The organism is Pseudomonas sp. PLB05 (assembly GCF_021106615.1).
In the GTDB taxonomy this organism is placed as follows: domain Bacteria; phylum Pseudomonadota; class Gammaproteobacteria; order Pseudomonadales; family Pseudomonadaceae; genus Chryseomonas; species Chryseomonas benzopyrenica.
In genome coordinates, this window is record NZ_JAJOHO010000002.1 from 30,256 (window position 1) to 54,986 (window position 24,731).

Consider the following 24,731-nt stretch of genomic DNA (forward strand, 5'->3'; position numbering starts at 1 on the left):
CTGAGGATTGGGTGCCAAGGGTGCCCTCACCCTAGCCCTCTCCCAGAGGGAGAGGGGATACGGCTTCAGCGCACCACGCCTTCCTCGCGCAATACCTTGAAGATGGCGGCGGCTGCCGCTTCCGGGGTCAGGTCCTTGAGGACCTGGCCGCCATCGCCGGAGGCCTTGGCCGTGGCAGCCTTGAAGCGGTCGGCGGCGGTCTTGGCCTTGATCACCTTGAGGCGCTTGGGGCGCGCCTTGGCCGGTTGCAATTCGCCGTTTTCGAACAGACTGTCCTGCACCACCTCGGTGGTTTCCACCTGCAGCTCGCCACGCCGGGCCGGGCCGAAGGCGCTTTGCCGCGGCGCCGGGGCGGCGCTGTCGACGCTGGCGACAAAGGGCAGGCGCACCCGCAGCCGCCGGCGCTGACCCCGTGGCAGGGCCTGGAGCACCGTGGCCTGGCCGCCTTCCACGGCTTCCACCGCGGCGAGGCCGACCACCAGCGGCCAGCCGAGGGTCTCGGCCAGCAGATAGGGCAGCAAACCCGAGCCCTCGCCCGTCTCTGCCTGGCTGCCGGTCAGTACCAGGCCGGCACCGACCTCGCGCAGGGTATCGCCCAGGGCTGGCAGGGCATCGGCGCCGGCCGGTTGTTCCAGTACGTGCAGGGCCGGCACGCCCATGCCCAGATAGCCGCGCAGGGCCTCTTCGGCGGGATCACCGGCGTGCAGCACGCGCAGCTTGTCGCCCACCAGGCGCAGGCCCAGTTCGACTGCGCGGGCATCCTGTTCCGCCCGCCGGGCCCGCCCGGAGGTGGGATGGGCGCCAACGGACACCAGGGCCACGACCTTGACGCCGTCCAGCGACGGCAGCTTCTGCTCAGGCGACATCCTGCAACTCCCCTGCCCGCTGTTGTTCGACCAGCCGCGCCAGGGCGGCCAGGATGGCGTCACCGTTGCCGATCACCGAGAGATCGGCACGCTTGACCATGTCGCAGCCCGGATTGGTATTGATGGCGATGACCTTGTCGCAACTGGCGATGCCCTGCAGGTGCTGCACGGCGCCGGAGATGCCCACGGCCAGATAGACCCGCGCGGTGACCCAGGTGCCGGTGGCACCCACCTGGCGGTTGCGCGGCATGTGGCCGTCGTCCACCGCCACCCGCGAGGCGCCTTCGGTGGCACCCAGCAGCGCGGCGGTGCTATGGAACAGCTCCCAGTCGCGGATGCCGTTGCCGCCGGAGAGGATGAATTCGGCTTCGCCCAGGGGAATCTGCATGGGATCCACGGCGACCGGGCCGAGATCCTCGATGCGTGGCAGGTGGCGGGCGATATTGCCTTCCAGCTGCACGGGCAGGACTTCGTGCCGGGTCTCGCCGACCGGCTCCGCGCATTCCGGCAGGGCCAGGACCAGACGCGGCAGCGGCTGCTGCAGATCCTGGCAACCGGCTCCGGCACGGCCGATGACCAGGCCGTCCTTGACTTGCCAGACACGGGTGGCGGGACGCTCGTGCAGGGCGGCGCCCAGGCGCCGGCCCAGTTCACCGCCACCGCTGCGGCTGTCGGGCAGCAGCCAGTGGCGCGGCTGCAGTTCGTTGTTGACCGCACGCAACGCCAGTACCCGCTGTTCGGGGGCATAGCCCTGGAATTGCTCGCCCTCCAGATGCAGCAGGCGATCCACCCCGGCGGTATCGAAGGCGGTTTCCTTGACCTCGCCGAAGACCACCGCCAGCACCGCGCCTTCGGCGCCGGCCAGTTGCCGGGCCAAGCCCAGCAGGTCGCGGTCGTGGGCGGTCAGGCGACCGCTGACCAGATCCGGTACCACGGCGATGTAGAAGGCCGGCTCGGCGATCCGGTGCAGCGGCAGCTGTTCTTCCACCGCCTGGGCGGCGCCACGACGGCCGCCGCCCTGCTGGGCGCCACTGCGGTCGATGCGCTTGACGCCCTGGGGACCGACGAAGCCGGCGGCAGCGGCGTGGGGATTCTTGCGGACCAGGCCGTTGGGGCCCATCCAGCGGGCTTCGGCATCGGCGCTGCTGGCGATGCTCGCATGCAGGGGATGCAGACGGTTGCGCGCGATCCACTCGCGGCGCGGATCGCGACGGATGATGCTCATGCTGGGCGCTCCGTTTGAAAATGGCAGGTGAGGTGCGCGGTGGGCCCCTCACCCCAGCCCTCTCCCCTGAGGGGAGAGGGGGTAAAAGCGGTGAACACCGGGACTTGTCTGGCACACCTGATCATCCCCTCTCCCCACGGGGAGAGGGCTAGGGTGAGGGGGCCACACACCGCACTCACGACAGCGCCTCCGCCACCGGCCGACGCGCAGCCGCAGGCTTGCTGTCCACCGGTGCCTCGACGATGGCTTCGGCCACCAGCTCGGCGATGTCCTTGATCTCCGGACGCGGGGCGACCACACCTTCCAGCATCAGGGTGCACTGAGGGCAGCCCACGGCCACCAGCTCGGCGCCGGTTTCCTTGATATCGGCCATGCGCATGTCGGGAATCCGCTGCTTGCCGGGGATATCGGTGATGGGCGCTCCGCCGCCACCGCCGCAGCAGCGCGAACGGAAGCCGGAACGTTCCATCTCCTTGACCGCGATGCCCAGCGCCTTGAGCACCGCGCGCGGCGCCTCGTACTCGCCGTTGTAGCGGCCCAGGTAGCAGGGATCGTGATAGGTGATGGTGGCGCCCTGTTCGGCCAGGGCGTGCTGCCCGAGGTGCAGGGAGCCACGGCTGAGCAGGGTCTCGATGAAGGTGCTGTGGTGGTGCACCTGATAGTGGCCGCCCAGGTCACCGTATTCGTTCTTGAGCATGTGGAAGCTGTGGGGATCGCAGGAGACGATGGTCTGGAAGCGATACTGGCTGAGGGTCTCGATGTTGCGCTTGGCCAGTTGCTGGAAGGTGGCCTCGTCGCCCAGGCGACGGGCCACGTCACCGCTGTCGCGTTCTTCCAGGCCGAGCACGGCGAAGTCCACCTTGGCCGCCTTGAGCACCTTGACGAAGGCGCGCAGGGTGCGTTGGTTGCGCATGTCGAAGGCGCCGTCGCCGACCCAGAACAGCACCTCGGCCTGGCCCTTGTCCTTCATCAGCGGCAGGTCCAGGTCGGCGGCCCAGTTCAGGCGACCACCGGGGGCGAAGCCGCCGGGGTTGTCGGTGGCGATGAGATTTTCCAGCACTTCGGCGCCCTTGTTCGGCGTCTCGCCGCGCTCCAGGGTCAGGTGCCGGCGCATGTCGACGATGGCATCGACGTGCTCGATCATCATCGGGCATTCCTCGACGCAGGCACGACAGGTGGTGCAGGACCAGAGGGTCTCGGCGTCCACCAGGGCCTTGCCCTGACGGGCGACGATGGGCAGGTGCGGACCGCCCGCGTGCTCGCCGACCGGCTTGCCCGGATAGGGCGAGCCGAAGTAATGGGCATCGCTGCCGCCCTTGAGGCCGATCACCATGTCCTGGATCAGCTTCTTGGGGTTGAGCGGCTGGCCGGCGGCGAAGGCCGGGCACATGGCCTCGCAGCGACCGCACTGGACGCAGGCGTCGAAGCCGAGCAGTTGATTCCAGGTGAAGTCAGCGGGCTTTTCCACGCCCAGCGGCGCCTTGGGATCGTGCAGGTTCAGCGCCTTGAGGCCGCTGGAGCGCGCGGCGCTGGCGTTGTGCGGGGTGCTGAAGCGCTCGGCGCGGCGGTGCCAGGCCAGGTGCAGGGCGCCGGCGAAGGCGTGCTTGATGGGACCGCCCCAGGTCATGCCGAGGAACAGCTCGGATACGCCCCAGGCCACACCGACCGCCAGCACCGCGGCCAGAATCCAGCCCCCGAAATCCGGCGGCAGGATGCCGGCGACCGGCAGGGTGGCGATGAAGAAGCTCGCGGCAAAGGCCAGCAGGCTCTTGGGCAGGCGCATCCAGGGGCCCTTGGACAGCCGCGCCGGCGGGTTGCGGCGACGCTTGGCGACGAACAGAGCACCGGTGAACATGCAGGCGGTGGCCGCCAGCAGCGCCCAGCCGAGGATGCGGCTTTGCAGGCCGAAGCCGTGCACCAGGATGGCCAGCAGGGCCGCCAGGACGAAGCCGCCAGCAGTGGCCACGTGGGTCTTGGAGATGTACTTGTCGCGGTCGACCACGTGGTGCAGGTCCACCAGGTAGCGCCGCGGCATCTTCAGCAGCCCGCCGAGCCAGTCGACCTCGGCCGGACGCCCTTGCCGCCAGAGACTGAAACGCCGCACGGCGCCGATCACGGTGAGGGCCAGGGCGGCGAAGAGCAGGATGGGGAGGATGGTGTTCAACATCGATCTATCCTCACAGGGCGGGCCCCGCAGGCGCGGCCGGGGTAGCGAAGCGCCGGGGGCCGCAGAAGGTGAGCTATCGCGGCCATGGGCCGCTCCTACGAGGTACGTTCGGAGCCTGTAGGAGCGGCCCATGGCCGCGAATTTTCGAGCAGCGATTAGGCCGTCTTAGAAGTCCTTGCACAGGCGCAGGGCGTCGTAGATGGCGGCGTGGGTGTTGCGCTGGGCCACGCAGTCGCCGATCCGGTAGAGCAGGTAGCCGTTGCCGGTCTCGCCGAGCGCAGGCTGCGGCTCGATGGCGAACAGCGCCTCGATGTCCATCTGGCCCTTGTTGCGAGAGTCTTCCTTGAGGGCGTAGTAGAGCCCCTCGTCCGGCCGTACGCCGTTCTCGATGACGACCTGGTCGACCACGCGCTCCTCGCGGGCGCCGGTGTATTCGTTCTCCAGTACCGCGATCTTCTTGTCGCCCTCGGCGTAGACCTTTTCCAGCATCAGGTCGCCGGTCATGATCACTTCCTTGGGATAGAGGCTGCGGTAGTAGGTCGGAAAGGTGGTCCCTCCGATTGCCACGCCTGGCTTGATGTCGTCGGTGACGATCTCGACCTGGGCGCCCTTGTCGGCCAGGTAGTCGGCCACGGACATGCCGGTGAATTCGCAGATGGTGTCGTACACCAGCACGTTCTTGCCCGGCTCGACCTTGCCCGAGAGGATGTCCCAGCTGCTGACGACCAGGCCCTCGGCGGCATGCCAGTGATCGACCTGCTCCAGGAAGGGGTGACCGCCGTTGGCCAGGATGACGATGTCCGGCCGCAGGTCGAGGATGGTCGCCGGATCGGCAGCGGTGCCCAGGCGCAGGTCGATGCCCAGGCGCGTCAGCTCCAGCTGGTACCAGCGGGTGATGCCGGCGATCTGGTCGCGTTGCGGGGCGCGCGAGGCCAGGGTGATCTGGCCGCCGAGCTGCTCCTGCTTCTCGAACAGGGTGACGTCATGGCCGCGCTCGGCGGAGACGCGAGCGGCCTCCATGCCGGCGGGGCCGCCGCCAACGATGACCACCTTGCGCTTGGGTCCGGTGGACTTCTCGATGATGTGCGGCAGGCCCATGTATTCGCGGCTGGTGGCGGCGTTCTGGATGCACAGCACGTCCAGGCCGTTGTACTGGCGGTCGATGCAGTAGTTGGCACCGACGCACTGACGGATCTGGTCGATCTGGCCCATCTTGATCTTGGTGATCAGGTGCGGATCGGCGATGTGGGCGCGGGTCATGCCGACCATGTCGACGTAGCCGCCCTCCAGGATGCGGGTGGCCTGGTTGGGGTCCTTGATGTTCTGGGCGTGCAGCACCGGCACGTTGACCACTTCCTTGATGCCCGCCGCCAGGTGCAGGAAGGGCTCAGGCGGATAGGTCATGTTGGGAATGACGTTGGCCAGGGTGTTGTGGGTGTCGCAACCCGAGCCGACCACGCCAATGAAGTCGAGCATGCCGGTGTCGCTGTAGTACTTGGCGATCTGCTTCATGTCGTCGTGGGACAGGCCGTCCGGATGGAATTCGTCGCCGGTGATGCGCATGCCGACGCAGAAGTCGTCACCGACCTCGGCGCGTACGGCCTTGAGCACCTCCAGGCCGAATCTCATGCGATTCTCGAAGCTGCCGCCCCACTCGTCGGTGCGCTTGTTGACGCGCGGCGACCAGAACTGGTCGATCATGTGCTGGTGCACGGCGGACAGCTCGACGCCGTCCAGGCCACCGGCCTTGGCCCGACGCGCGGCCTGGGCGAAGTTGCCGATCACCCGCCAGATCTCTTCCGGCTCGATGGTCTTGCAGGTGGCGCGGTGCACGGGCTCGCGGATGCCCGACGGCGACATCAGGGTCGGCCAGTGGCCGCCGTCCCAACGCGAGCGCCGGCCCATGTGGGTGATCTGGATCATGATCTTGGCGCCATGCTTGTGCATGGCGTCGGCCAGATTCTGGAAGTGCGGAATGATGCGGTCGGTGGAGAGGTTGACCGAACTCCACCAGTGCTGCGGGCTGTCGATGGCGACCACCGAGGAACCCCCGCAGATGGCCAGGCCGATGCCGCCCTTGGCCTTTTCTTCGTAATACTTGACGTATCTGTCGGTGGTCATGCCGCCGTCGGTGGCGTAGACCTCGGCGTGAGCCGTGGACAGCACGCGGTTGCGGATGGTGAGCTTGCCGATCTGGATCGGCTGGAACATTGCTTCGAAGGCCATGACCTTCTCCTCGATCGGCTGGTGCGCGGTCTTGAGCCGCGCTCTTGCTCTTGGGTGTCGCTGGGGCGGCGGCGAGCGGGTCGCTGGCCACCCGGGGGCGGGGCGTTATTTCGGCCGGGTAACGAACAGGCCGTCGTCGTGACCTTCTTCGGAGCCGCTGTATTCCTGGACGGTGACGGTGCGGATGGCACTGCCCTTGGCGGCCAGGATCTGGTCGATGGCACCGGAGAACCAGCCGGTGAACATGTAGTCCACCTTGCGATTGACCTTGCCGTAGACGTAGACGAAGGCGGAGTGCTTGAGCTTGACCTCGGCGTAGCCGGTGTCCAGGTCGAGCTTTTGGGTCTCGAACAGGCCCCAACCGCGCTGCGACAGGCGCTTCATGTAGTGCTCGAACACCGCGGCACCGTGGATGCCATGGCACTCGGCTTCCTTTTCGCACCAGTGCCAGGCCGACTTGTAGCCGGCCTTGTAGAGGATCTCGGCGTACTTGTCGGCACCCAGGACTTCTTCGATGCCCATGTGGTTGTTGACGAAGAAGTGCCGGGGTACGTACAGCATCGGCAGGGCGTCGGTGGTCCAGACGCCGGTTTCGTCGTCGACCTGGATGGGCATTTCGGGGGCGTGGCTGGCCATGTGTGGAGCTCCGATTCGCTAATACGTATCTAAAAAAAGGTGTGGGTGAATGCCTGTGGAGCCGTAGCGAGCGCGCCGCTGGCAAGGAGTCCCGCAGTGCCAGGTGAGAGCAGTACCGAGGTACGGCGAACCTGGCGCGAGGACGCGACGCCGCTAGCGGTGTGCGCAGTAGGCTCCAGAGGTATTCACTACTCGCCCCAGACTTCGCCGAGAATCCGCATCCAGTTCTCGCCCATGACCTTGCGCACGGTGCGCTCGGGCATGCCGCGCTTGAGCAGGGTCTCGGTCAGGTTGGGGAATTCGCCCACGGTGCGGATGCCCAGCGGGTTGACGATCTTGCCGAAGCTGGTCAGGCGACGGGCGTAGCCCTTGTCGTGGGTCAGCCACTCGAAGAAGTCGTGGCCGTGGCCCTGGGTGAAGTCGGTGCCGATGCCGATGGCGTCTTCGCCCACCAGGTTCATCACGTATTCGATGGCCTCGGCGTAGTCGTCAATGGTCGAGTCGATGCCCTTGGCCAGGAAGGGGGCGAACATGGTCACGCCGACGAAGCCGCCGTGGTCGGCGATGAACTTGAGTTCCGCGTCTGACTTGTTGCGCGGATGCTCTTTCAGACCCGACGGCAGGCAGTGGGAGTAGCAGACCGGCTTCTTGGATTCGAGGATGACTTCCTCGCTGGTCTTGGAGCCGACGTGGGAGAGGTCGCACATGATGCCGACGCGGTTCATCTCGGCGACGATCTCGCGACCGAAGCCGGACAGGCCGCCGTCACGCTCGTAGCAACCGGTGCCCACCAGGTTCTGGGTGTTGTAGCACATCTGCACGATGCCCACGCCGAGCTGCTTGAAGATCTCGACGTAGCCGAGCTGGTCTTCGAAGGCATGGGCGTTCTGGAAGCCGAACAGGATGCCAGTCTTGCCCTGCGCCTTGGCCTGGCGGATCTCGGCGGTGGTGCGCACCTGGACCACCAGGTCGCTGCACTCGCGGATCAGCTTCTGGCTCGCCGCGATGTTGTTGACCGTCGCCTGGAAGCCCTCCCATACCGAGACGGTGCAGTTGGCGGCGGTCAGGCCACCTTTGCGCATGTCTTCGAAGAGTTCGCGGTTCCACTTGGCGATGATCAGCCCGTCGATGACGATGCTGTCGGCGTGGAGTTCGGTGGCATTCATGACAGGCTCCGGCGTTGGTCTCGCGCCGGAACGGGTGCCGGCGATTCGAGGCCAGCATAGCCCCGGGGTCCTGGCCGACCGGATGCAAAAACGACAGGGGTATCACCAGAAGCGTCAGGCCAGGGTCGCGCTACCGGTCAGCGACCGCGGCGAGCTCGCCCGCCGACAGCCGGCCCTCGCGGCGAGGCCGATCCTCCCGCGGACTCAGGCCGAAGCGCTGGCGGTAGCAGCGGGAGAAATAGGACGCGGATTCGAAACCGCAGGCCAGGGCCACGTCCAACACGCTGGCCTCGCCCTGCTGCAGCAGCTGGCGCGCCTGGTCCAGGCGCAGTTGCAGATAGAAGGTGGAGGGGGTCGTCTGCAGATGGAGGCGGAACAGCCGCTCCAGCTGACGACGGGTCACCTGGATACCGGCGGCCAGCTCCAGGGTGCCCAGGGGCGTCTCGGTGTGGCGCTCCATCCGCTCCACCACCCGGATCAGCTTGCGATTGGCGATGCCGTAGCGCTGCGCCACCTGCAGCCGCTGGTGCTCGCGCGGCGGGCGGATGCGCCCGAGCACGAATTGCTCGGAGACCTGCACCGCCAGCTCGCTGCCGTGGCTGCGGCCGATCAGCTCCAGCAGCAGGTCGAGGCTGGCCGTGCCGCCGGCGCAGGTGATGCGGCCGCGGTCGATCTCGAACAGCTCGCCGGTCACCACCAGCTGCGGCCAGGCTTCGCGAAAGGCCGCCACCGCCTCCCAGTGCAGGGTGACCCTATGGCCATCGAGCAGGCCGGCGCGGGCCAGCACCAGGGCGCCGGTGTCGATGCCGCCCAGGGGATGCCCATGGCGGGCGACCTGACGCAGCCAGCCGGCGAGGCCATCGTCGTAATGGGCCAAAGGCTCGAAACCGGCCACCACGAACAGGGTGGTGCCCGACGTCAGCGCGTCCAGGCCGCCGTCGACATTGACCGACATGCCGTTGCTGGCAGTCACCGCTGCCCCGTCACGTCCGAGGATACGCCAGTCATAGCTGCCCGGACGGAAGCGATTGGCCACCCGCAGGGGTTCCAGGGTGGCGATGAAGCCCAGGGCGGAAAAGCCGGGCAGCAGGAGAAAGGCAAAGGACTGCGGCATGGGTGGGGCGTCCTCGGTAACGATCCGCTTTGGCAAGCAAGAAGGTCGCCAGGGTGCAAATTCCGGTCGTCGGACTGCGCATGCCGGTCGGGCAAGGCGCCTAGGGTAGAAGGCACCGGCAGTCATCCTCGGCCCGCCGACCCAGGGAGTTCGCCATGCCTAACAAGACCTTTCGTGCCACCCTCCTCGCCTGCGGCCTCCTCGCCGCCACCCTAGGCAGTGCCCGCGCCGCCGATCCCGACAGCTGCCAGACCGTGCGCCTGGGCGTCGTCGGCTGGACCGACGTGGTCGCTACCAGCGCCCTGGCCGAGGTCATGCTCGAAGGCCTCGGCTACGGGGTCAAGCCGACCACCGCCTCGCAACAGATCATCATGGCGGCCATGGGCGACAAGAACCTGGATGTGTTCCTGGGCTACTGGCAGCCCACCATGCAGCCGGTGGTGCAGCCCTTCGTCGACAAGGGCCAGGTCAAGGTGCTGGCCCCGCCGCTGCTGGCCGATGCCCAGTCCACCTTCGCCGTGCCCGAGTACGTCTACCAGGCCGGTCTGAAAACCTTTGCCGACATCGTCCGCTTCAAGGACAGGCTCGGCGGCAAGATCTACGGCATCGAGCCGGGCAGCGGCGCCAACCGTGGCACTGCCGAGATGATCAAGACCGACCGCTTCGGCCTCAAGGACTTCCAGCTGGTGGAGTCCAGCGAGGCGGGCATGCTCACCGCCGTGCGCCGGGCCGAGAAGCGCAAGGAGTGGATCGTGTTCTTCGGCTGGAAGCCGCACCCCATGAATCTGCAGATCAAGATGCGCTACCTGACCGGCAGCGAAGACGTCTTCGGCCCCAACGAAGGCCAAGCCACGGTCTCGGTGGTGACCACCGCCGATTATCCGCAGCGCTGCCCCAACGTCCAGCGCCTGCTCGCCAATCTGCACATGGACAGTGCCGAGGTCAGCGCCGTGATGGCCCCCATCCTGGAACGCACCGCACCCAAGGACGCCGCCCGCGCCTGGCTCAAAGACAACCCGCAACGCCTCGACGCCTTCCTCCAGGGCGTGACCACCCGCGCTGGCCAGCCCGCCGCTGCTCTCAAGCTCTGATCGCCCAAGGACAGACCCCATGAACACCGATGTCATCGTCACCTGCGCCCTCACCGGGGCCGGTGATACCGTAGGCCGCAATCCCCATGTCCCCGTTACCCCGGCGGAGATCGCCGCGGCTGCCCTGGAAGCGGCTCGCGCCGGCGCCACCGTGGTGCACGCCCATGTGCGCGACCCCGCCACCGGCAAGCCCAGCCGCGACGTGGCCCTCTATCGCGAGGTGGTCGAGCGCATCCGCGAGGCGGACGCCGAGATCGTCATCAACCTCACCGCCGGCATGGGCGGCGACCTGGAGATAGGGCCAGGCGAGACGCCCACCGACTTCGGCCCCGGCTCGGACCTGGTCGGCCCCCTCACCCGCCTGCTGCACATCGAGGAATTGCGTCCGGACATCTGCACCCTGGATTGCGGCACCCTCAACTTCGGCGATGGCGACTTCATCTATGTCTCCACCCCCGCGCAACTGCGCGCCGGGGCCAGGCGCATCACCGAACTGGGGGTGAAGGCCGAGCTGGAGATCTTCGACACCGGCCACCTCTGGTTCGCCAAGCAGTTGCTCAAGGAAGGCCTGCTGAAGGATCCGCTGTTCCAGCTGTGCCTGGGCATTCCCTGGGGCGCCCCGGCCGACACCACCACCATGAAGGCCATGGTCGACAACCTGCCGGCGGGCGCCTGCTGGGCCGGTTTCGGCATCGGCCGGATGCAGATGCCCATGGCCGCCCAGGCCATGCTGCTGGGCGGCAACGTGCGCGTCGGCCTGGAAGACAATCTCTGGCTGGACCGGGGTGTCCATGCCACCAATGGCAGCCTGGTGGAGCGGGTCATCCAGATCATCGAACGGCTGGGCGGCCACGCCCTGAGCCCCGCCGAAGGGCGGGACCGGATGCAGCTGGGAGGTGCCCGATGAGCGCCGTCTTCGCCGCCCTTGGGACCGGCGTGATCGGCGCCGGCTGGATCGCCCGCGCCCTGGCCCGCGGCCTGGACGTACGCGCCTGGGACCCGGCGCCCGGTGCCGAAGCCGCCCTGCGCACCCGCCTGGCCAATGCCTGGCCCGCGCTGGAGGCCCAGGGCCTGGCGCCCGGTGCCAGCCTGGACCGCCTGACGTTCCATACCGATCTGGACGCCGCGGTCGCCAGCGCCGACGTCATCCAGGAAAGCGCCCCCGAACGCCTGGAGCTCAAGCGCGAACTGCATGCCCAGGTCAGTCGCGCGGCACGGCCCGACGCCCTGATCTGCTCCAGCACCTCGGGCCTGCTGCCCAGCGACTTCTATGCCGAGGCGCTGCACCCCGAGCGCTGCCTGGTGGGCCATCCGTTCAATCCGGTCTATCTCCTGCCACTGGTGGAGGTGGTGGGTGGCAGCCATACCTCGGCGGCCAACCTGGCGTGCGCCGAAGCCTTCTATCGCGAGTTGGGCATGCGACCGTTGCGGGTGCGCAAGGAGGTGCCCGGTTTCATCGCCGATCGCCTGCTCGAAGCCCTCTGGCGCGAGGCCCTGCACCTGGTCAACGACGGGGTCGCCACCACCGGCGAAATCGACGACGCTATCCGCTACGGCGCCGGCCTGCGCTGGTCGTTCATGGGCACCTTCCTCACCTACACCCTGGCCGGCGGCCCGGCGGGCATGCGCCACTTCATGCAGCAATTCGGCCCGGCGCTGAAGCTGCCCTGGACCTACCTGGAAGCCCCGGAGCTGACCGACGGCCTGATCGACGCCGTGGTCGAGGGTACCCAGGCCCAGCAAGGCGACCTGGAGCTGGCCGCCCTGGAGCGCTATCGCGACGACTGCCTGCTGGCGGTCCAGGCGGCCATCGCCAGTTGCAAGGCGCGCCACGGGATTCAGGACTAGGAGCGGCCATGATCATCCACCGGACTTCGGTCGCCCCCGAGTGGGTCGACTACAACGGCCACCTGCGCGACGCCTATTACCTGCTGATCTTCAGCCATGCCACCGACGCCCTGATGGACGCCATGGGCCTGGACGCCGCCGGTCGCGCGGCCAGCGGGCACTCGCTGTTCACCCTGGAGTGCCACCTCAATTTCCTGCACGAGGTGAAGGCGGATGCCCGGCTGGAGGTGAGGGTGAGATTCCTGGCGCTGGACGCCAAGCGCCTGCACCTGCACTTCGGCCTCCATCACCAGGGCCAGGCCGACCTGCTGGCCGCCTCCGAGCAACTGCTGCTGCACGTCCACCTGGACGGCCCCCGTTCCGCGCCCTTCGCGCCACGGGTGCACGACTGGCTGGCGACCCGGCTGGCGGCGCAGCGGGACGAGCCCTGGCCAGAGCATGTCGGGCGGGTCATCGGCCTGCCCCCGCCCCGCCCATGAAGGCGCCGCCGCTGTCGGCGGACATGGCCGCCTTCGTCACGGCCAGCCAGGCCTTCGCCACCCAGGATCCGGACATCACCGCCCAGCGCCAGGCCTATGCCCGGCTCTGCGCGGCCCTGGCGCCAGCGGACTACCAGGGGCTGGCGATCAGTGATCACCGTGCCGGTGGGGTACCACTGCGGCTGGTGGCACCGCCAGGCACCCACGCCAACCACCCCGCCCTGCTCTATCTGCACGGCGGCGGCTGGATGCTCGGCGATCTGGATTCCCACGGCTTTCTCGCGGCGCGCCTGGCGCGGCGGCTGGGGTTGGCGGTGCTGCTGGTGGACTATCGCCTGGCGCCGGAGCATCCCTATCCTGCCGCCCTGGACGATGCCCGGCGGGCCTGGGACTGGCTACAACGTGAGGCTCAGGCACTGGGATTGGACGAGCGCCGGCTGGCGGTGGCCGGCGACAGTGCCGGCGGCACTCTCGCCGCGGCCCTGTGCCTGGCGCTGCGCCAACAGGGTCGCGCCCAGCCGCGGGCCCAGGCACTGATCTATCCGGCATTGACCGCCCAGGTGCTGCCCAGCGAACGCCATCAGGCCCAGGCGCCGCTGCTGAGCGCCACCGACTGGCGCGCCTGTCTGGATGCCTATCTGCCCCGCCCGGAAGATCGCCGGGATCCCCTCGCCTTGCCGCTGCAGGCTGGCGATTTCAGCGGGCTGGCGCCCGCCCTGGTCGCCGTGGCCCAGCGCGATCCCCTGGCCGATCACGGCCGCGCCTATGCTGCCGCCTTGCGCGCCGGAGGGACGCCCAGTCGCCTGTGGGAGGGCGCGGGCCTGCTGCATGGCGCCCTGCGCGCCCCGGGTCGACGGGCCGAGGCGCTGAGGTGCGTCCTGGAGCGCTTTCTCGGCGGCGAACTGGGCTTGGCACTCGCGGCCAACCTGTCAAAAGACAAAAAAAAACCTCAACCGCTGGAGACGGAAGAGGTTCAAACGCCCTGATGGGCCTCAGTGTGTAACCGTGGATTGCTCGGCTCTGGAGGCGAACAACCGCAAAATATCGTGGATAGGGCGCATTCTAATGGCGAACGTCGGTTTTGACCCTGCGGCAGATTGTCCAGGCAGGGCGTCGTAATAAACCTACATTGCCTGGCTGGCGGGCGCGGCGCTTTCCAAAAACGACATCGGGCTATGTGGCGACGCCAGACCGGCTTGCCGTCTGCGGTGCCAATGGGAGAATCCAGGCATTCCACCTGAGAGGGCAGTGCCATGATGATCGCCGACTTGATCGACCAGGACGACTTCCGCGACCGCCTGCGTGCGCTGGGTTTCAACGTGACGCCCGCGGCAACCGCGGACGAAGCCTGTCGCCAGGCCGTGACCGGGCTCAACCAGGAGCGTGCCCAGGCCCTGCGCCAACTGATCCAGGAGTTGCTGTCCGGCAGCGCGGCGCTGCTGCCGGCGGTACGCCAGGCCATCGACCAGCAATTGCTGCCGGCCCTGGCCCAGGCGCGCGCCTAAGGCACCCTAGGGTCGCAGCAGACTCAGGCAGCCCAACACCGGCAGCCGCCCCAGGCCACGCAGGGGTGGCGCCAGCAGACGCTCACCCTGGCGGGCGAAGACGGCGGCCAGCGGCGTGTGCAGGCCCAGGCTGATGACGCCCAGGGCCAGCGCCAGGCCACCGATGTAGTCATCCGAACCCCAGTGGGCGCCGGCCACCAGGCGCGGCAGCATGAACAGCACCGCCAGCGCGGCCACCACCAGGCGGCGTCCGCCGCGGGTGAAGTGCGCCATGAACAGCGCCCAGAGCAGCAGCACCGAGGCGTGGTCGCCGGGAAAGCTGGCGCCGGATCTGTCCTTCAATTCCCAACCGTGTTCCAGCCCGGGAAAGCGATCGCTGAGCAGATAGGCGCCCGCGAGCACGTCGGACGGACTGGAATGCTGCAGACCCCAGACCTCGATGCCCTTGGTCAGCAAGGTCCGCACGATCAGTAGGATCACCAGCAGGCCGATGAAGGCGGCCAGCGCTGGCCGTACCTGATGGGTCGGATAGGCCCAGCCGCCGCGAACCAGCAAGGCCAGCAGCACCAGGCCAACCAGGGCATCCACCGGTCGCAGGCTGAAGAAGGTCCAGAGATAGAGCCAGGCGGCGGAATGCGCCAGAGGGGCATTGAGGGCGTGGAATAGCCCGGCATCGAAGGCCAGTAACTGGGTACGAACGGTGGGAATGAGCCAGAGCAGCAGCAGGCCCAGGGCCAGAGCCTGGCACAGCGCCAGGCGACGCCACTGCCAGTTGGCGGTGAAGAGGGGAGCGTTCATCGAGGTCTCTTTTCACGAAAATTTCACGAATAGACTGACTCGACCTCAATGACGTCACACTTTGTTACAGCTAGATGACGCAACACTCCTTTGCGGTCATCGACTCAACCAAAGAAGGCCAGCGCTTCTGCCACGACCAGATCCGGTAACTCCTCCGCCAGGTAATGGCCACCCGGCAAGGCGCAACCACTGACCTGGGTGGCCACCTGGCGCCATTCGGCCAGCGGATCGAAGCAACGCCCGACAGTGCCTTCGGCGCCCCAGAGCACCCGCAACGGCAGCTCCAGGCGGCGCCCGGCATCCAGGTCGGCCTGGTCGTGCTCCAGGTCGATCCCGGCACTGGCGCGGTAGTCCTCGCAGATGCCCCGGGCGGTGCCAGGCAGGCTCAGGCAGCGCAGGTATTCGGCTAGCACTTCCGGTGGAAAGGGGGCCAGGCCGGCACTGCGCGTACCCATCACGCCCTTGAGATAGCCTTCCGGATCGGCTTCGATCAACCGCTCGGGCAACGGCGCCGGGCGGATCAGGAAGAACCAGTGCCAATAGGCCCGGGCGAAGGCCTCGTCGGTCTGCCGATACATGGCCAGGGTCGGCGCGATGTCCAGCAGCATCAGCCGCTCCACCGCCGCGGGATGATCCAGCGCCAGGCGATGGGCGACCCGGGCGCCGCGGTCGTGGGCCAGCACGGCGAAGCGCTGGTGGCCCAGCAGGCGCATCAGCTCGACGTTGTCCCGCGCCAGGGTGCGCTTGCTGTAGGCCTCCGTGCCCGCGTCGGGCTTGGCGCTGTCGCCATAGCCGCGCAGGTCGGCGGCCACCAGGGTAAAGCGCTCGGCCAGCCGCGGCGCCACCCTGTGCCACATCACATGGGTCTGGGGATGGCCGTGGAGCAGCAGCAGCGCAGGCCCTTGACCACCGACGCGGTAATTGATCTCGACGCCGCCGACGTTCAGCCGCCGCTGTTCGAAGCCCGCAAAGAGGCCGTCCATCTCAGGCCAGAGCCGCGGCGATGGCCTGACCCAGGCTCTCAGTGGTGCCCTGGCCGCCGAGGTCGCGGGTCAGGGGCGCCTGTTCGGGAGCCTGGCGCAGCACGGCCTCGATGGCCGCCACCACGGCAGCGCCGGCGTCGGCATGGCCGAGATGCTCCAGCATCATGGCGCCACACCAGATCTGGCCGATGGGATTGGCGATGCCGCGGCCGGCGATGTCCGGCGCCGAGCCGTGCACCGGCTCGAATAGACTGGGGAAATTGCGTTCCGGGTTGATGTTGGCCGAAGGCGCGATACCGATGGTGCCGGTGCAGGCCGGGCCCAGGTCGGAGAGGATGTCGCCGAACAGGTTGCTGGCCACCACCACGTCGAACCAGTCCGGGTGCAGGACGAAGTTGGCGGTGAGGATGTCGATGTGGAACTTGTCCACCGCCACGTCCGGATAGGCCTTGCCCATCTCCTCCACGCGCTTGTCCCACCAGGGCATGGTGATGGCGATGCCATTGGACTTGGTGGCCGAGGTCAGCTTCTTGCGTGGCCGCTGCTGGGCCAGATCGAAGGCGAACTTGAGGATGCGGTCGGTGCCGTGGCGGGTCATGACCGTATCCTGGATCACCACCTCGCGTTCGGTGCCCTCGAACATGATGCCGCCGACACTGGAGTACTCGCCCTCGGTGTTCTCGCGCACCACATAGAAGTCGATGTCGCCCGGCTGGCGATTGGCCAGGGGCGCCTTGACCCCGGGCATCAGCCGGCAGGGTCGCAGGTTGACGTACTGGTCGAAGCGACGGCGGAATTGCAGCAGCGAGCCCCAGAGGGAGATGTGGTCGGGCACCACGTCCGGCCAGCCGACGGCGCCGAAGTAGAGGGCGTCGTAGTCCTTGAGCGTCTCGAACCAGTCGTCCGGCAGCATCTTGCCGTGGGCCTGGTAGTACTCGGCGCTGGCGAAGTCGAAATGGTCCCACTGCAGGTCGATACCGAAGCGCTGGGCAGCGGCGTCCAGCACGCGGATACCTTCGGGCATGACTTCCTTGCCAATGCCGTCACCGGCGATGACCGCGATCTTGTAGGGCTTGGACGCTTGCATGGCTTTTCTCCGGCAGTCTGGGTGGGATGGACCCAGTGTAGTCTCGCGCCGGAGGCGTACAATCCCGTCGCAGGGAAAGCCATTCTTAACCTGGGATCAAGAATCTTGTCCGCTGACGACCTTGCCTTCTTTGTCCGCTTGGCCGGCCACCCCAGCCTGACCGCCGCTGCCCGGGAGTTGGGGCTGTCCCTGGCGGCGGTCAGCAAGAGACTCACTGTCCTGGAGCGCCGCCTGGGCGTGCAATTGATCCGCCGGACCACCCGGCGGCTGGACCTGACGCCGGAGGGCCTTCGCTATCTGGAAGGCGCCCGACCGCTGCTGACCCAGCTGGAAGACCTGGAGGCCGCCGTCGGAAGGCCCGATGCGCCCCTGAGCGGGGTGCTCAATCTCAACGCCACCTTCGGCTTCGGCCGCCGGCACCTGGCGCCGCTGCTGTCGGACTTCGCCCACCGCCATCCCGGGCTGGAAGTCAATCTGCACCTCTCCAGCCATCCGGTGAACCTGCTGGAAGGGCCCTTCGACCTGGATATCCGTGTCGGCGAGCCACCGGACGCCCGGGTCATCGCCCACCGCCTACTGGATAACCGTCGCCTGCTCTGCGCCGCCCCCGCCTACCTGGCTCGGGCCGGCGTGCCGGAAAGCGTGGCGGACCTGGCGCGGCACAATTGCCTGGTGCTGCGCCAGGACGCGGGCGACTACGCCGTCTGGCGCTTCACCAAGGCCGGCCAGCACTTCGCCCAGAAGGTGCGCGGCAGCCTCAGCAGCAACGATGGCGAGGTGGTGGTGCGCCTGGCGCTGGAGGGCCACGGACTGATCCTGAGATCGGAATGGGACGTGGCCGAGCTGATCGCCAGTGGCGCCCTGGTGCCAGTGCTGACCGATCATGAGGCGCCGGCTGCAGCCATCTATGCGGTACACCGCCAGCAGCGCCATGTGCCGCGTCGGCTTTCCGAACTGATCCGCCATCTGGCGCAGGAGCTGCCCGCGCGGCTGGGGCGCTAGTGTGGTGTTTCAGAAGTTAACTGCACAATTTTGGCGGCGCTTTTTCGGCTTGAGCGGCGTTGCCACTCCTCGCCATAGCCCTGCTATGACTCGTCGCGACGCCTAGCCCAAGTCGGAACGCCGAACCGCAAAAAATCACTCGCCAATTCTTGCGCGAACTTCTGAAACACCACACTAGGCTGCACGAATCTTCCAGACCGGCACCGGGTCCGTAGCTAGACTGGAAAGCCCGCAGATCCCCTTCTCTCGCCATGGCCGACGATCACTGGATCCAGCTGCAGCAGGACGCCGACACCGGCATCGAGACCTTGCGCGCCCATTTCGAGGGCCATGCCTATGATCCGCACTGGCACGACGCCTATCTGGTGGGCTACACCGAGCAGGGCTTGCAGCAATTCCACTGTCGGGGCCAGCGCCACCTGAGCACCCCGGGGCAGGTCTTTCTGCTGGAGCCCGGCGAGTTGCACGACGGCCAGGCGCCGGAAACCGAGGGCTTCACCTATTCCATGCTCTACCTCGATCCCCAGTGGCTGGCGCGCGAGCTGCAAGGCCTGCACGGTGATGCCCGGCCGCTGGGCGAACCGGGCTTCGCCCGTACCCTGGTGGACCAGGCCGAACTGCACCGCGCGGTGGCCTGGGCCCATGAGGTCCTGAGTCGGCCAGAGCTGCGGATCGTCCGCCAGAGCGCCCTGGACGCCCTGTTGCTGCGCCTCCTGCCGCAACTGCAATGGCGAGCGCCCCAGGCGGGCGATCCGCGCCTGCCCCAGGTCGCTCTGCGCGCGCGGGACTTCCTGCATGCCCATCACCACGAAGACATCGGCCTGGAAGCACTGGCCCAGGCCTGTGGCGTGGACAGATTCCGCCTGACTCGCGCCTTCAAGGCGGCCTTTGGTCTGGCGCCCCACGCCTATCTGGTACAGCTGCGGTTGTCGCGGGCACGCCGCCTGCTGGCCGACGGCCTGTCGCCGGCGGAGACCGCCGCCGCCCTGGGCTTCGCCGACCAGAGTCACCTGGGTCGCTGGTTCCGCCGCGCCTATGGCCTGACCCCGGCGGCCTATCGCGCGCGCTGCTCGAATCTTCCAGACCGCTAGCGGCAGGCTTGCGACCCTGGGGCTCCCTCCAAACCAGGAGTCTCCCATGTCCCTGTTGCCCTTCCTGCTGTTCGCCTGGTCGCCTCCATCACCCCCGGGCCGACCAATGTGCTCATCCTCGGCCACAGTGCCCGCCACGGCGCCCGGGCCAGTCTGCCCCTGGTGCTGGGCGGTAGCCTGGGCGCGGTGGCCCTGGTCCTGGTGGTGGGCTTCGGTCTCGGCCAGACCCTGGCGCGACATCCCGACTGGCAGCGCGGCCTGGCCTGGGCCGGGGTGCTCTGGCTGAGCTGGCTGGCCTGGCAACTGGCCCGCGCCGGCGCGCCCGCGGTGGCGGACGACAGCGCCCACCTGGGCTTCGGCGGCACCGCCGGGCTGCAGGTGCTCAACCCCAAGAGCTGGAGCATGGCGCTGGCGGTGGTGACGGTCTATGCCGAGCCCGGCGCCGACCTCTGGCGGCAGGTGCTGGTCCTGGCGCTGGTGTTCCTGCTGGTGTCCGTGCCCTGCCTGGGTCTCTGGGCGCTGCTTGGCCGGGTCGCGGCGCATGGCCTGAAATCGACCCGCGCCTGGCGCGGCTTCAACCTGGGGATGGCGGCGCTGCTGCTCGCCTCGGCCTGGGCGACGGTGATCTAGACCGGCGCACTGCCCTGATCCCGAAAATTCTCTTCCAGGTGCTCCAGCCAGGCGCGCACTGCCGGCAGTTGGCCGCGGCGGTGCGCATAGGCGGCCTGGAGATGGCCACCGGGGATCGACCAGTCCGGCAGCAGACGTTGCAGGCGGCCCTCGGCCAGCTCGGCCTGACAATAGGGCAATGGCAGCAGGGTATAGCCGAGCCCGGCCAGGGCGGCGGCCTTGCGCACGCCGAAGTCATCGATGCCCAGACGCGCTTCCAGTATCAGCTCGCGACGTTCGCCCTGAGGTCCTGCCAGACGCAGGTGTACCTTGCGATCCACCTCCAGGGCGCCCAGCAAGGGCAGGCCTAGCAAGGCCTCCGGGGTATCCAGCCGTCGCCCGGCGAGCAGTTCGGGTGCCGCCACCAACACCACGGAAGCCTGGCGCAGCCGCCGCACCACCAGGCCAGGTTCTTCGTCGTCCACGTCCCGCACGCGCATGGCGACGTCCACCCCTTCGTTGATGATGTCCACCCGCCGATTGACCAGCAGCATGTCCAGCTGCACCTGGGGATAGCGCGCGAGGAACTGCGTCACCACCTCGGGAAGATACTGCTGCGCCAGGGCCACTGGGCAGGACACTCGTAGCGGTCCACGCGGCTCGCTGGACAGGCTGGCGGCGGTTTCGGCGGCGCTTTCCGCCTCGCGCAACAGCGCCTGGCAGTGCACCAGATAGCGCTCGCCCAGGGTGGTGAGGGTCAGGGTGCGGGTGGTGCGCTGCAACAAGCGCGCGCCCAGACGGGTCTCCAGCTCGGCGATGCGGCGGGACAGCCGCGACTTGGGAATGCCCAGCAGCCGCCCGGCGGCGGCGAAGCCACCGGCCTCCACCACCTTGGCGAAGTAGGCGAGGTCATTGAGATCTTGCATGAGCGATTGTCCTATCCATGGGACGATGCATCGCATTTTAGCCGTCTAATCAGGAGATCGTCTTATCGGTAGTCTGGGCTCATCGCGTCGAACCCTACAGGACTACCGCCATGAAACTCTTGCACATCGATTCCAGCATCCTCGGCGATCACTCCGCCTCCCGCGCCTTGACCGCCAAGGTCGTTGACGCGCTCAAGGCCGCCACGCCGGGTTTGGAGGTCATCTACCATGACCTCGCCCACGACGCCCTCGGGCACTTCTCCGGCGCCAGCCTGGCCGCTGGGGCCACCCCGGCCGAGCAGCGCAGCGCCGAACAGCGCGACGAAGCGGAGCGCAATGCCCGCGCCCTGCAGGAATTCCTCGCCGCCGACGTACTGGTGCTGGGTGCGCCCATGTACAACTTCACCATTCCGACCCAGCTCAAGGCCTGGATCGACCGCATCACCGTGGCCGGTACCACCTTCCGCTACAGCGAAGCCGGTCCGGAAGGCCTGTGTGGCGACAAGAAGGCGATCATCGTCGCCACCGCGGGCGGCATCCATGCCGGCAAGCCCACCGGCATCGCCCACGAGGACTATCTGCAGCTGCTGCTGGGCTTTCTCGGCATCACCGACATCCAGATCGTTCGCGCCGAAGGCCTGGCCTATGGCGACGAAGCCAAGAGCGCGGCCCTGGCCAGCGCCGAGCGGCAGATCGCCGACCAGTTCGCCTAGGGTCGGGCACCCTCACCCCCGGCCCCTCTCCCTGAGGGAGAGGGGAGCAGAGCGGTCCTCGGCTTTGCAGGGTGAGTTTGAATAAGCCTGAAGCGTCTTTTATTGCTAGCGCTAGCCCGGCCTCAGCCTTGGGGCGCCAAGGGGAAGGATCCTTGGGGCCCCGGGCATGGAACCTCAGCCGGCACTCCATCCCGCTCTTCCCCCTCTCCCTCCGGGACAGGGCTGGGGTGAGGGCAAGGCCCCGTCTCAGCTGAACCCCACCACCGGATGCGGCACATAGGGCGCTTCCAGGGCGGCGATCTCTTCGTCGCTCAGGTGCAGCCCCAGCGCCGCCATCGCGTCTTCCAGATGCTGCGGCTTGGAGGCGCCGACGATGGGCGCGTCGATGCCCGGCTTCTGCAGCAGCCAGGCCAGCGCCACCTGAGCGCGCGGTACGCCGCGGGCTTCGGCGATGCGGGCCACGGCAGCCACGATCTGCCGATCGGATTCCTCGCTGGCGGTATAGAGCGTCTTGCCGAAGGCATCGCTTTCGGTACGCGCCGTGCTGGCGTCCCAGTCGCGGGTCAGGCGGCCACGGGCCAGCGGACTCCAGGGGATCACGCCAACGCCGGCGTCGCGGCACAGCGGCAGCATCTCCCGCTCCTCTTCGCGATTGAGCAGGTTGAGGTGGTTCTGCATGGTGGCGAATCTGGTCCAGCCATGGCGTTCGGCGGTGTGCAGCGCCTTGGCGAATTGCCAGGCGTACATGCTGCTGGCGCCGATGTGCAGCGCCTTGCCGGCCTTGACCACGTCGTGCAGGGCCTCCAGGGTCTCCTCGATGGGCGTGTGATAGTCCCAGCGATGGATCTGGTAGAGATCAACGTAATCGGTGCCCAGGCGCTGCAGACTGGCGTCGATGGCGGCGAAGATGGCCTTGCGCGACAGGCCACCGACATTGGGCTTGTCGCGCAGAGGGAAGTACACCTTGGTCGCCAGCACGATCTCCTCGCGCACGGCGTGGGCCTTGAGGAAGCGGCCGACGATCTCTTCGCTGGTGCCGTCGGAGTAGCTGTTGGCGGTGTCGAAGAAATTGATGCCCAGATCCAGGGCCTTCTTCAGCAGCGGCTGGCTCTGGTCTTCCGGCAGGGTCCAGGGATGATTGCCGCGCTCGGGCACGCCATAGGTCATGCAGCCGAGGCAAAGGGGCGAGATCTTCAGACCGGTGCGGCCGAGAGTGCGATAGTTCATGGGGGCCTCCAGGGATGGTCGAAAGAGGTTGACCACGCAGTTCCCGGATCGACTGCAACGAACTTACCGGCTGCCGCCTGGTTCTAGATGGATTCCTAATCTACAACCGGAGACGCTCCATGAAGAAATATGCTTCCGCGGTCTGGCAAGGCGGTCTGAAGGATGGCAAGGGCCATATCTCCACCGAGAGCGGCGCGCTCAAGGACAATGCCTACGGCTTCAACACCCGTTTCGAAGGCACTCCGGGCACCAATCCCGAAGAATTGATCGGCGCAGCCCATGCCGGCTGCTTCTCCATGGCCTTCTCCATGCTGCTGGGCCAGAACGGCCTGACTCCCGAGCGGATCGAGACCAAGGCCGACGTGACCCTGGACAAGGTCGGCGACGGCTTCGAGATCACCACCATCGATCTGACCATGAAGGCCAAGATCCCCGGTGCCACCCAGGAACAGTTCACCACCATCGCCAACCAGGCGAAGGAAGGTTGCCCGGTGTCCAAGGTGCTCAAGGGCGCCAAGATCAACCTGAACGCCACGCTCGAAGGCTAAGGGTCTGGGGCGCCTGCCGATGCCGCTCCGGCGTCGGCAACACCCTGTTCCAGAGCCTGTTCGCCGAGCTGTCCGCAAGTCGCTAGACTGCTCCGACCCCGCTTTCGGAGAGTACGATGAACGACTCCATCTTCATGACCCTCTTTTCCATCCTCGCCGTGTTGCTGTTGGGCGGCGGCATCTACGGTTGCGTGATCCTCAACCGCCAACGCAAGGACATCGAGAAGAACGACAGCGAAGGCTAGGCCGGTCGCCGACCCGCCAGGTAACGCACGCCCATGGGGCCGAAGACCTCGGAATGCGGCTCCTGGGCGGCGAGCTGAAAGATGTCGCCGACGCCGTAGTGGCGTTCGCCAGCGGCGGTACGGATGTGCAATTCACCTTGGATCACCAGCGCCCTGGCTTTGAAGAAGTGAGCATGGGATTCCAGCCTGCCCAGTGCGTCGCGCTCGACCAGCACCGGTGGCTGGAAACCCTCGCGGGCGAGTTGCTCGATGAAGGTGGCCTGGTCCATCGGTGCGCCTGACGCCAAGAAGAGATGATCAGCGCCCAGGCTAGGCGCCTCACCTATTCGCAGCCAGTGCAAAGGCACTATGAGGAACCTTGGCTTTGGCCGGCTCCGAGGCAAAGACGCCATGGATACCTCGGCCAGCCGAGGTTCCACGTGGAGCATCAGCGCTCCAGCTTGCGCTCGACCTCGGCGTTCTTGCGCTTGAGCGCCTCGGCTTCCTGTTCCTTGGTCTTGATATCGGTGGGCGTGAGGACCTTGTCGATGCCATCGGTCGGCGTCGATTCCGGCTGCTCCATGTCTTTCTTCACCACATCCACGGGGCGTCCCGCTTCATCGAGCGCGGGTTCGTTGGGTGGGGTCTTGCCCAGGTGGGCATCGGAACGCTGGTCACTCATGGCAGGCTCTCCTCGATAGGGTCCTTCTTTCGAGCGCAACGACCGCCACGGAGTTCGCCCGCCACTCAACGACGAATACGGACGCGCTCCAGATAGGCCAGCAGTTGTGCCTGCTCAGTTGCATCCAGGGGCGCGAAGACCGCCTCCAGCGCCTGGGTCCGGGGTGTCTGGGCCTGATCCAGGGCCTGGCGCCCCTGCTCGGTCAGGTGCACCAGCAGAGCGCGGCGATCCTGGGGATGGGGCTCGCGGCGGACCAGGCCGTCACGCTCCAGGGCGTCGAAGGCATCGGTCAGGGTGCGCGGCGCATGGCGCAGTTGTTCGGCGACCTCGCCCGGGCGGCAGGGTCCCAGGCGTTCTAGCACCTTGAGCACCTTGTAGCGGGCAAAGGAAAGTCCGGAGGCCTTGAGGGTCTCATCCAGTTGTTGGCGCATCTGCCGTTTCAGATCCATCAGGGCTTCGGCAATGGCGGCGGCGGTTGACATGACAACTACTTACCTCGAATATAGTGAGGAACCTCA

26 protein-coding genes and 1 pseudogene are annotated in these 24,731 nt (G+C 67.4%); 12 read left to right on the forward strand and 15 right to left on the reverse strand.

Translation table 11 applies throughout. The features are described from left to right. Window positions 1-65 precede the first annotated feature (65 nt). The 7 genes from etfB to LRS53_RS06835 form a co-directional block, all read right to left on the reverse strand. Window positions 66-866 (reverse strand): electron transfer flavoprotein subunit beta, encoded by an 801-nt coding sequence (etfB, locus tag LRS53_RS06805; protein WP_442968486.1) that lies wholly within the window; start codon window positions 864-866, stop codon window positions 66-68. Then, window positions 856-2,091 carry an electron transfer flavoprotein subunit alpha gene (gene etfA / locus LRS53_RS06810; RefSeq protein WP_231355435.1) on the reverse strand — a complete coding sequence of 412 codons (1,236 nt, stop codon included), beginning with the start codon at window positions 2,089-2,091 and terminating at the stop codon, window positions 856-858. The genes etfB and etfA overlap by 11 nt, the downstream gene beginning before the upstream one ends. A 175-nt stretch (window positions 2,092-2,266) precedes the next feature. Further along, window positions 2,267-4,258 (reverse strand): dimethylglycine demethylation protein DgcB, encoded by a 1,992-nt coding sequence (dgcB, locus tag LRS53_RS06815; RefSeq protein WP_231355436.1) that lies wholly within the window; start codon window positions 4,256-4,258, stop codon window positions 2,267-2,269. Window positions 4,259-4,423: 165 nt separating this feature from the next. Continuing rightward, window positions 4,424-6,484 (reverse strand): dimethylglycine demethylation protein DgcA, encoded by a 2,061-nt coding sequence (gene dgcA, locus LRS53_RS06820; RefSeq protein WP_017641588.1) that lies wholly within the window; start codon window positions 6,482-6,484, stop codon window positions 4,424-4,426. 105 nt (window positions 6,485-6,589) lie between these two features. Beyond that, the gene (locus LRS53_RS06825) at window positions 6,590-7,120 is read right to left on the reverse strand and encodes a DUF5943 domain-containing protein (protein WP_007160248.1); all 531 of its coding nucleotides are present in this window, start codon (window positions 7,118-7,120) and stop codon (window positions 6,590-6,592) included. Between the two features lie 188 nt (window positions 7,121-7,308). Then, on the reverse strand, window positions 7,309-8,286 hold the full coding sequence (locus LRS53_RS06830) for a dipeptidase (protein ID WP_231355437.1): 978 nt from the start codon (window positions 8,284-8,286) through the stop codon (window positions 7,309-7,311). 130 nt (window positions 8,287-8,416) lie between these two features. Then, the gene (locus LRS53_RS06835) at window positions 8,417-9,400 is read right to left on the reverse strand and encodes a GlxA family transcriptional regulator (RefSeq protein ID WP_231355438.1); all 984 of its coding nucleotides are present in this window, start codon (window positions 9,398-9,400) and stop codon (window positions 8,417-8,419) included. 155 nt (window positions 9,401-9,555) lie between these two features. Between LRS53_RS06835 and choX the strand changes: the two genes are divergently transcribed. The 6 genes from choX to LRS53_RS06865 all read left to right on the forward strand — a co-directional run bounded on the left by choX (window position 9,556) and on the right by LRS53_RS06865 (window position 14,323). Beyond that, window positions 9,556-10,491, forward strand: coding sequence for a choline ABC transporter substrate-binding protein (gene choX, locus LRS53_RS06840; protein ID WP_231355439.1), 936 nt, complete (start codon window positions 9,556-9,558; stop codon window positions 10,489-10,491). Between the two features lie 19 nt (window positions 10,492-10,510). Continuing rightward, on the forward strand, window positions 10,511-11,398 hold the full coding sequence (locus LRS53_RS06845; protein WP_231355440.1) for a 3-keto-5-aminohexanoate cleavage protein: 888 nt from the start codon (window positions 10,511-10,513) through the stop codon (window positions 11,396-11,398). Further along, window positions 11,395-12,339 (forward strand): L-carnitine dehydrogenase, encoded by a 945-nt coding sequence (locus LRS53_RS06850; protein ID WP_231355441.1) that lies wholly within the window; start codon window positions 11,395-11,397, stop codon window positions 12,337-12,339. The genes LRS53_RS06845 and LRS53_RS06850 overlap by 4 nt, the downstream gene beginning before the upstream one ends. Window positions 12,340-12,347: 8 nt before the next feature. Next, window positions 12,348-12,818, forward strand: coding sequence for a thioesterase family protein (locus tag LRS53_RS06855; protein ID WP_231355442.1), 471 nt, complete (start codon window positions 12,348-12,350; stop codon window positions 12,816-12,818). Beyond that, window positions 12,815-13,804, forward strand: a complete 990-nt coding sequence (locus tag LRS53_RS06860) for an alpha/beta hydrolase (protein ID WP_231355443.1) — start codon at window positions 12,815-12,817, stop codon at window positions 13,802-13,804. The genes LRS53_RS06855 and LRS53_RS06860 overlap by 4 nt, the downstream gene beginning before the upstream one ends. A gap of 267 nt (window positions 13,805-14,071) precedes the next feature. After that, on the forward strand, window positions 14,072-14,323 hold the full coding sequence (locus LRS53_RS06865) for a hypothetical protein (protein WP_017641580.1): 252 nt from the start codon (window positions 14,072-14,074) through the stop codon (window positions 14,321-14,323). Window positions 14,324-14,329: 6 nt separating this feature from the next. On the opposite strand, the gene LRS53_RS06870 is transcribed toward LRS53_RS06865, so the two are convergent. From LRS53_RS06870 to LRS53_RS06880, 3 genes are all read right to left on the reverse strand, one after another. Continuing rightward, window positions 14,330-15,121 (reverse strand): phosphatase PAP2 family protein, encoded by a 792-nt coding sequence (locus LRS53_RS06870; RefSeq protein ID WP_231355444.1) that lies wholly within the window; start codon window positions 15,119-15,121, stop codon window positions 14,330-14,332. 104 nt (window positions 15,122-15,225) lie between these two features. Next, window positions 15,226-16,104, reverse strand: a complete 879-nt coding sequence (locus LRS53_RS06875) for an alpha/beta fold hydrolase (protein ID WP_231355445.1) — start codon at window positions 16,102-16,104, stop codon at window positions 15,226-15,228. A gap of 1 nt (window position 16,105) precedes the next feature. Further along, window positions 16,106-17,191, reverse strand: coding sequence for a tartrate dehydrogenase (locus tag LRS53_RS06880; protein WP_231355446.1), 1,086 nt, complete (start codon window positions 17,189-17,191; stop codon window positions 16,106-16,108). Between the two features lie 105 nt (window positions 17,192-17,296). Here LRS53_RS06880 and LRS53_RS06885 point away from each other — a divergent pair, with 105 nt between their 5' ends. The 3 genes and pseudogenes from LRS53_RS06885 (at window position 17,297) to LRS53_RS06895 (ending at window position 19,914) form a co-directional block, all read left to right on the forward strand. Beyond that, entirely contained in the window at window positions 17,297-18,193 is an 897-nt protein-coding gene (locus tag LRS53_RS06885; RefSeq protein ID WP_231355447.1) for a LysR family transcriptional regulator, read from the forward strand. A 251-nt stretch (window positions 18,194-18,444) separates the two neighbouring features. Continuing rightward, window positions 18,445-19,284, forward strand: a complete 840-nt coding sequence (locus LRS53_RS06890) for an AraC family transcriptional regulator (RefSeq protein WP_231355448.1) — start codon at window positions 18,445-18,447, stop codon at window positions 19,282-19,284. 46 nt (window positions 19,285-19,330) lie between these two features. Continuing rightward, window positions 19,331-19,914: pseudogene (locus LRS53_RS06895) on the forward strand (LysE family translocator). Here the strand turns inward: LRS53_RS06895 and LRS53_RS06900 are convergent. Next, entirely contained in the window at window positions 19,911-20,819 is a 909-nt protein-coding gene (locus tag LRS53_RS06900; protein WP_231355449.1) for a LysR family transcriptional regulator, read from the reverse strand. The pseudogene LRS53_RS06895 and the gene LRS53_RS06900 overlap by 4 nt on opposite strands. Before the next feature lie 110 nt (window positions 20,820-20,929). Between LRS53_RS06900 and LRS53_RS06905 the strand changes: the two genes are divergently transcribed. Next, complete coding sequence (locus LRS53_RS06905; RefSeq protein WP_231355450.1) at window positions 20,930-21,532, forward strand: FMN-dependent NADH-azoreductase; 603 nt, start codon at window positions 20,930-20,932, stop codon at window positions 21,530-21,532. 246 nt (window positions 21,533-21,778) lie between these two features. Here LRS53_RS06905 and LRS53_RS06910 read toward each other — a convergent pair whose 3' ends face one another. Then, a complete protein-coding gene (locus LRS53_RS06910; protein ID WP_231355451.1) occupies window positions 21,779-22,759 on the reverse strand; it encodes an aldo/keto reductase in 981 nt (326 codons plus the stop codon). Window positions 22,760-22,878: 119 nt separating this feature from the next. Here LRS53_RS06910 and LRS53_RS06915 point away from each other — a divergent pair, with 119 nt between their 5' ends. Together LRS53_RS06915 and LRS53_RS23600 are read left to right on the forward strand one after the other, a co-directional pair. Then, entirely contained in the window at window positions 22,879-23,307 is a 429-nt protein-coding gene (locus LRS53_RS06915) for an OsmC family protein (protein WP_017641568.1), read from the forward strand. Window positions 23,308-23,423: 116 nt separating this feature from the next. Continuing rightward, the gene (locus LRS53_RS23600; protein WP_017641567.1) at window positions 23,424-23,552 is read left to right on the forward strand and encodes a hypothetical protein; all 129 of its coding nucleotides are present in this window, start codon (window positions 23,424-23,426) and stop codon (window positions 23,550-23,552) included. On the opposite strand, the gene LRS53_RS06920 is transcribed toward LRS53_RS23600, so the two are convergent. The 3 genes from LRS53_RS06920 to LRS53_RS06930 form a co-directional block, all read right to left on the reverse strand. Next, a complete protein-coding gene (locus LRS53_RS06920) occupies window positions 23,549-23,821 on the reverse strand; it encodes a cupin (protein WP_231355452.1) in 273 nt (90 codons plus the stop codon). The genes LRS53_RS23600 and LRS53_RS06920 overlap by 4 nt on opposite strands. 158 nt (window positions 23,822-23,979) lie before the next feature. Then, a complete protein-coding gene (locus tag LRS53_RS06925) occupies window positions 23,980-24,213 on the reverse strand; it encodes a hypothetical protein (RefSeq protein WP_064309094.1) in 234 nt (77 codons plus the stop codon). A gap of 65 nt (window positions 24,214-24,278) precedes the next feature. Then, window positions 24,279-24,695: a MarR family winged helix-turn-helix transcriptional regulator gene (locus LRS53_RS06930; RefSeq protein ID WP_184289187.1), complete on the reverse strand. Its 417-nt coding sequence runs from the start codon at window positions 24,693-24,695 to the stop codon at window positions 24,279-24,281. Window positions 24,696-24,731: the final 36 nt, after the last annotated feature.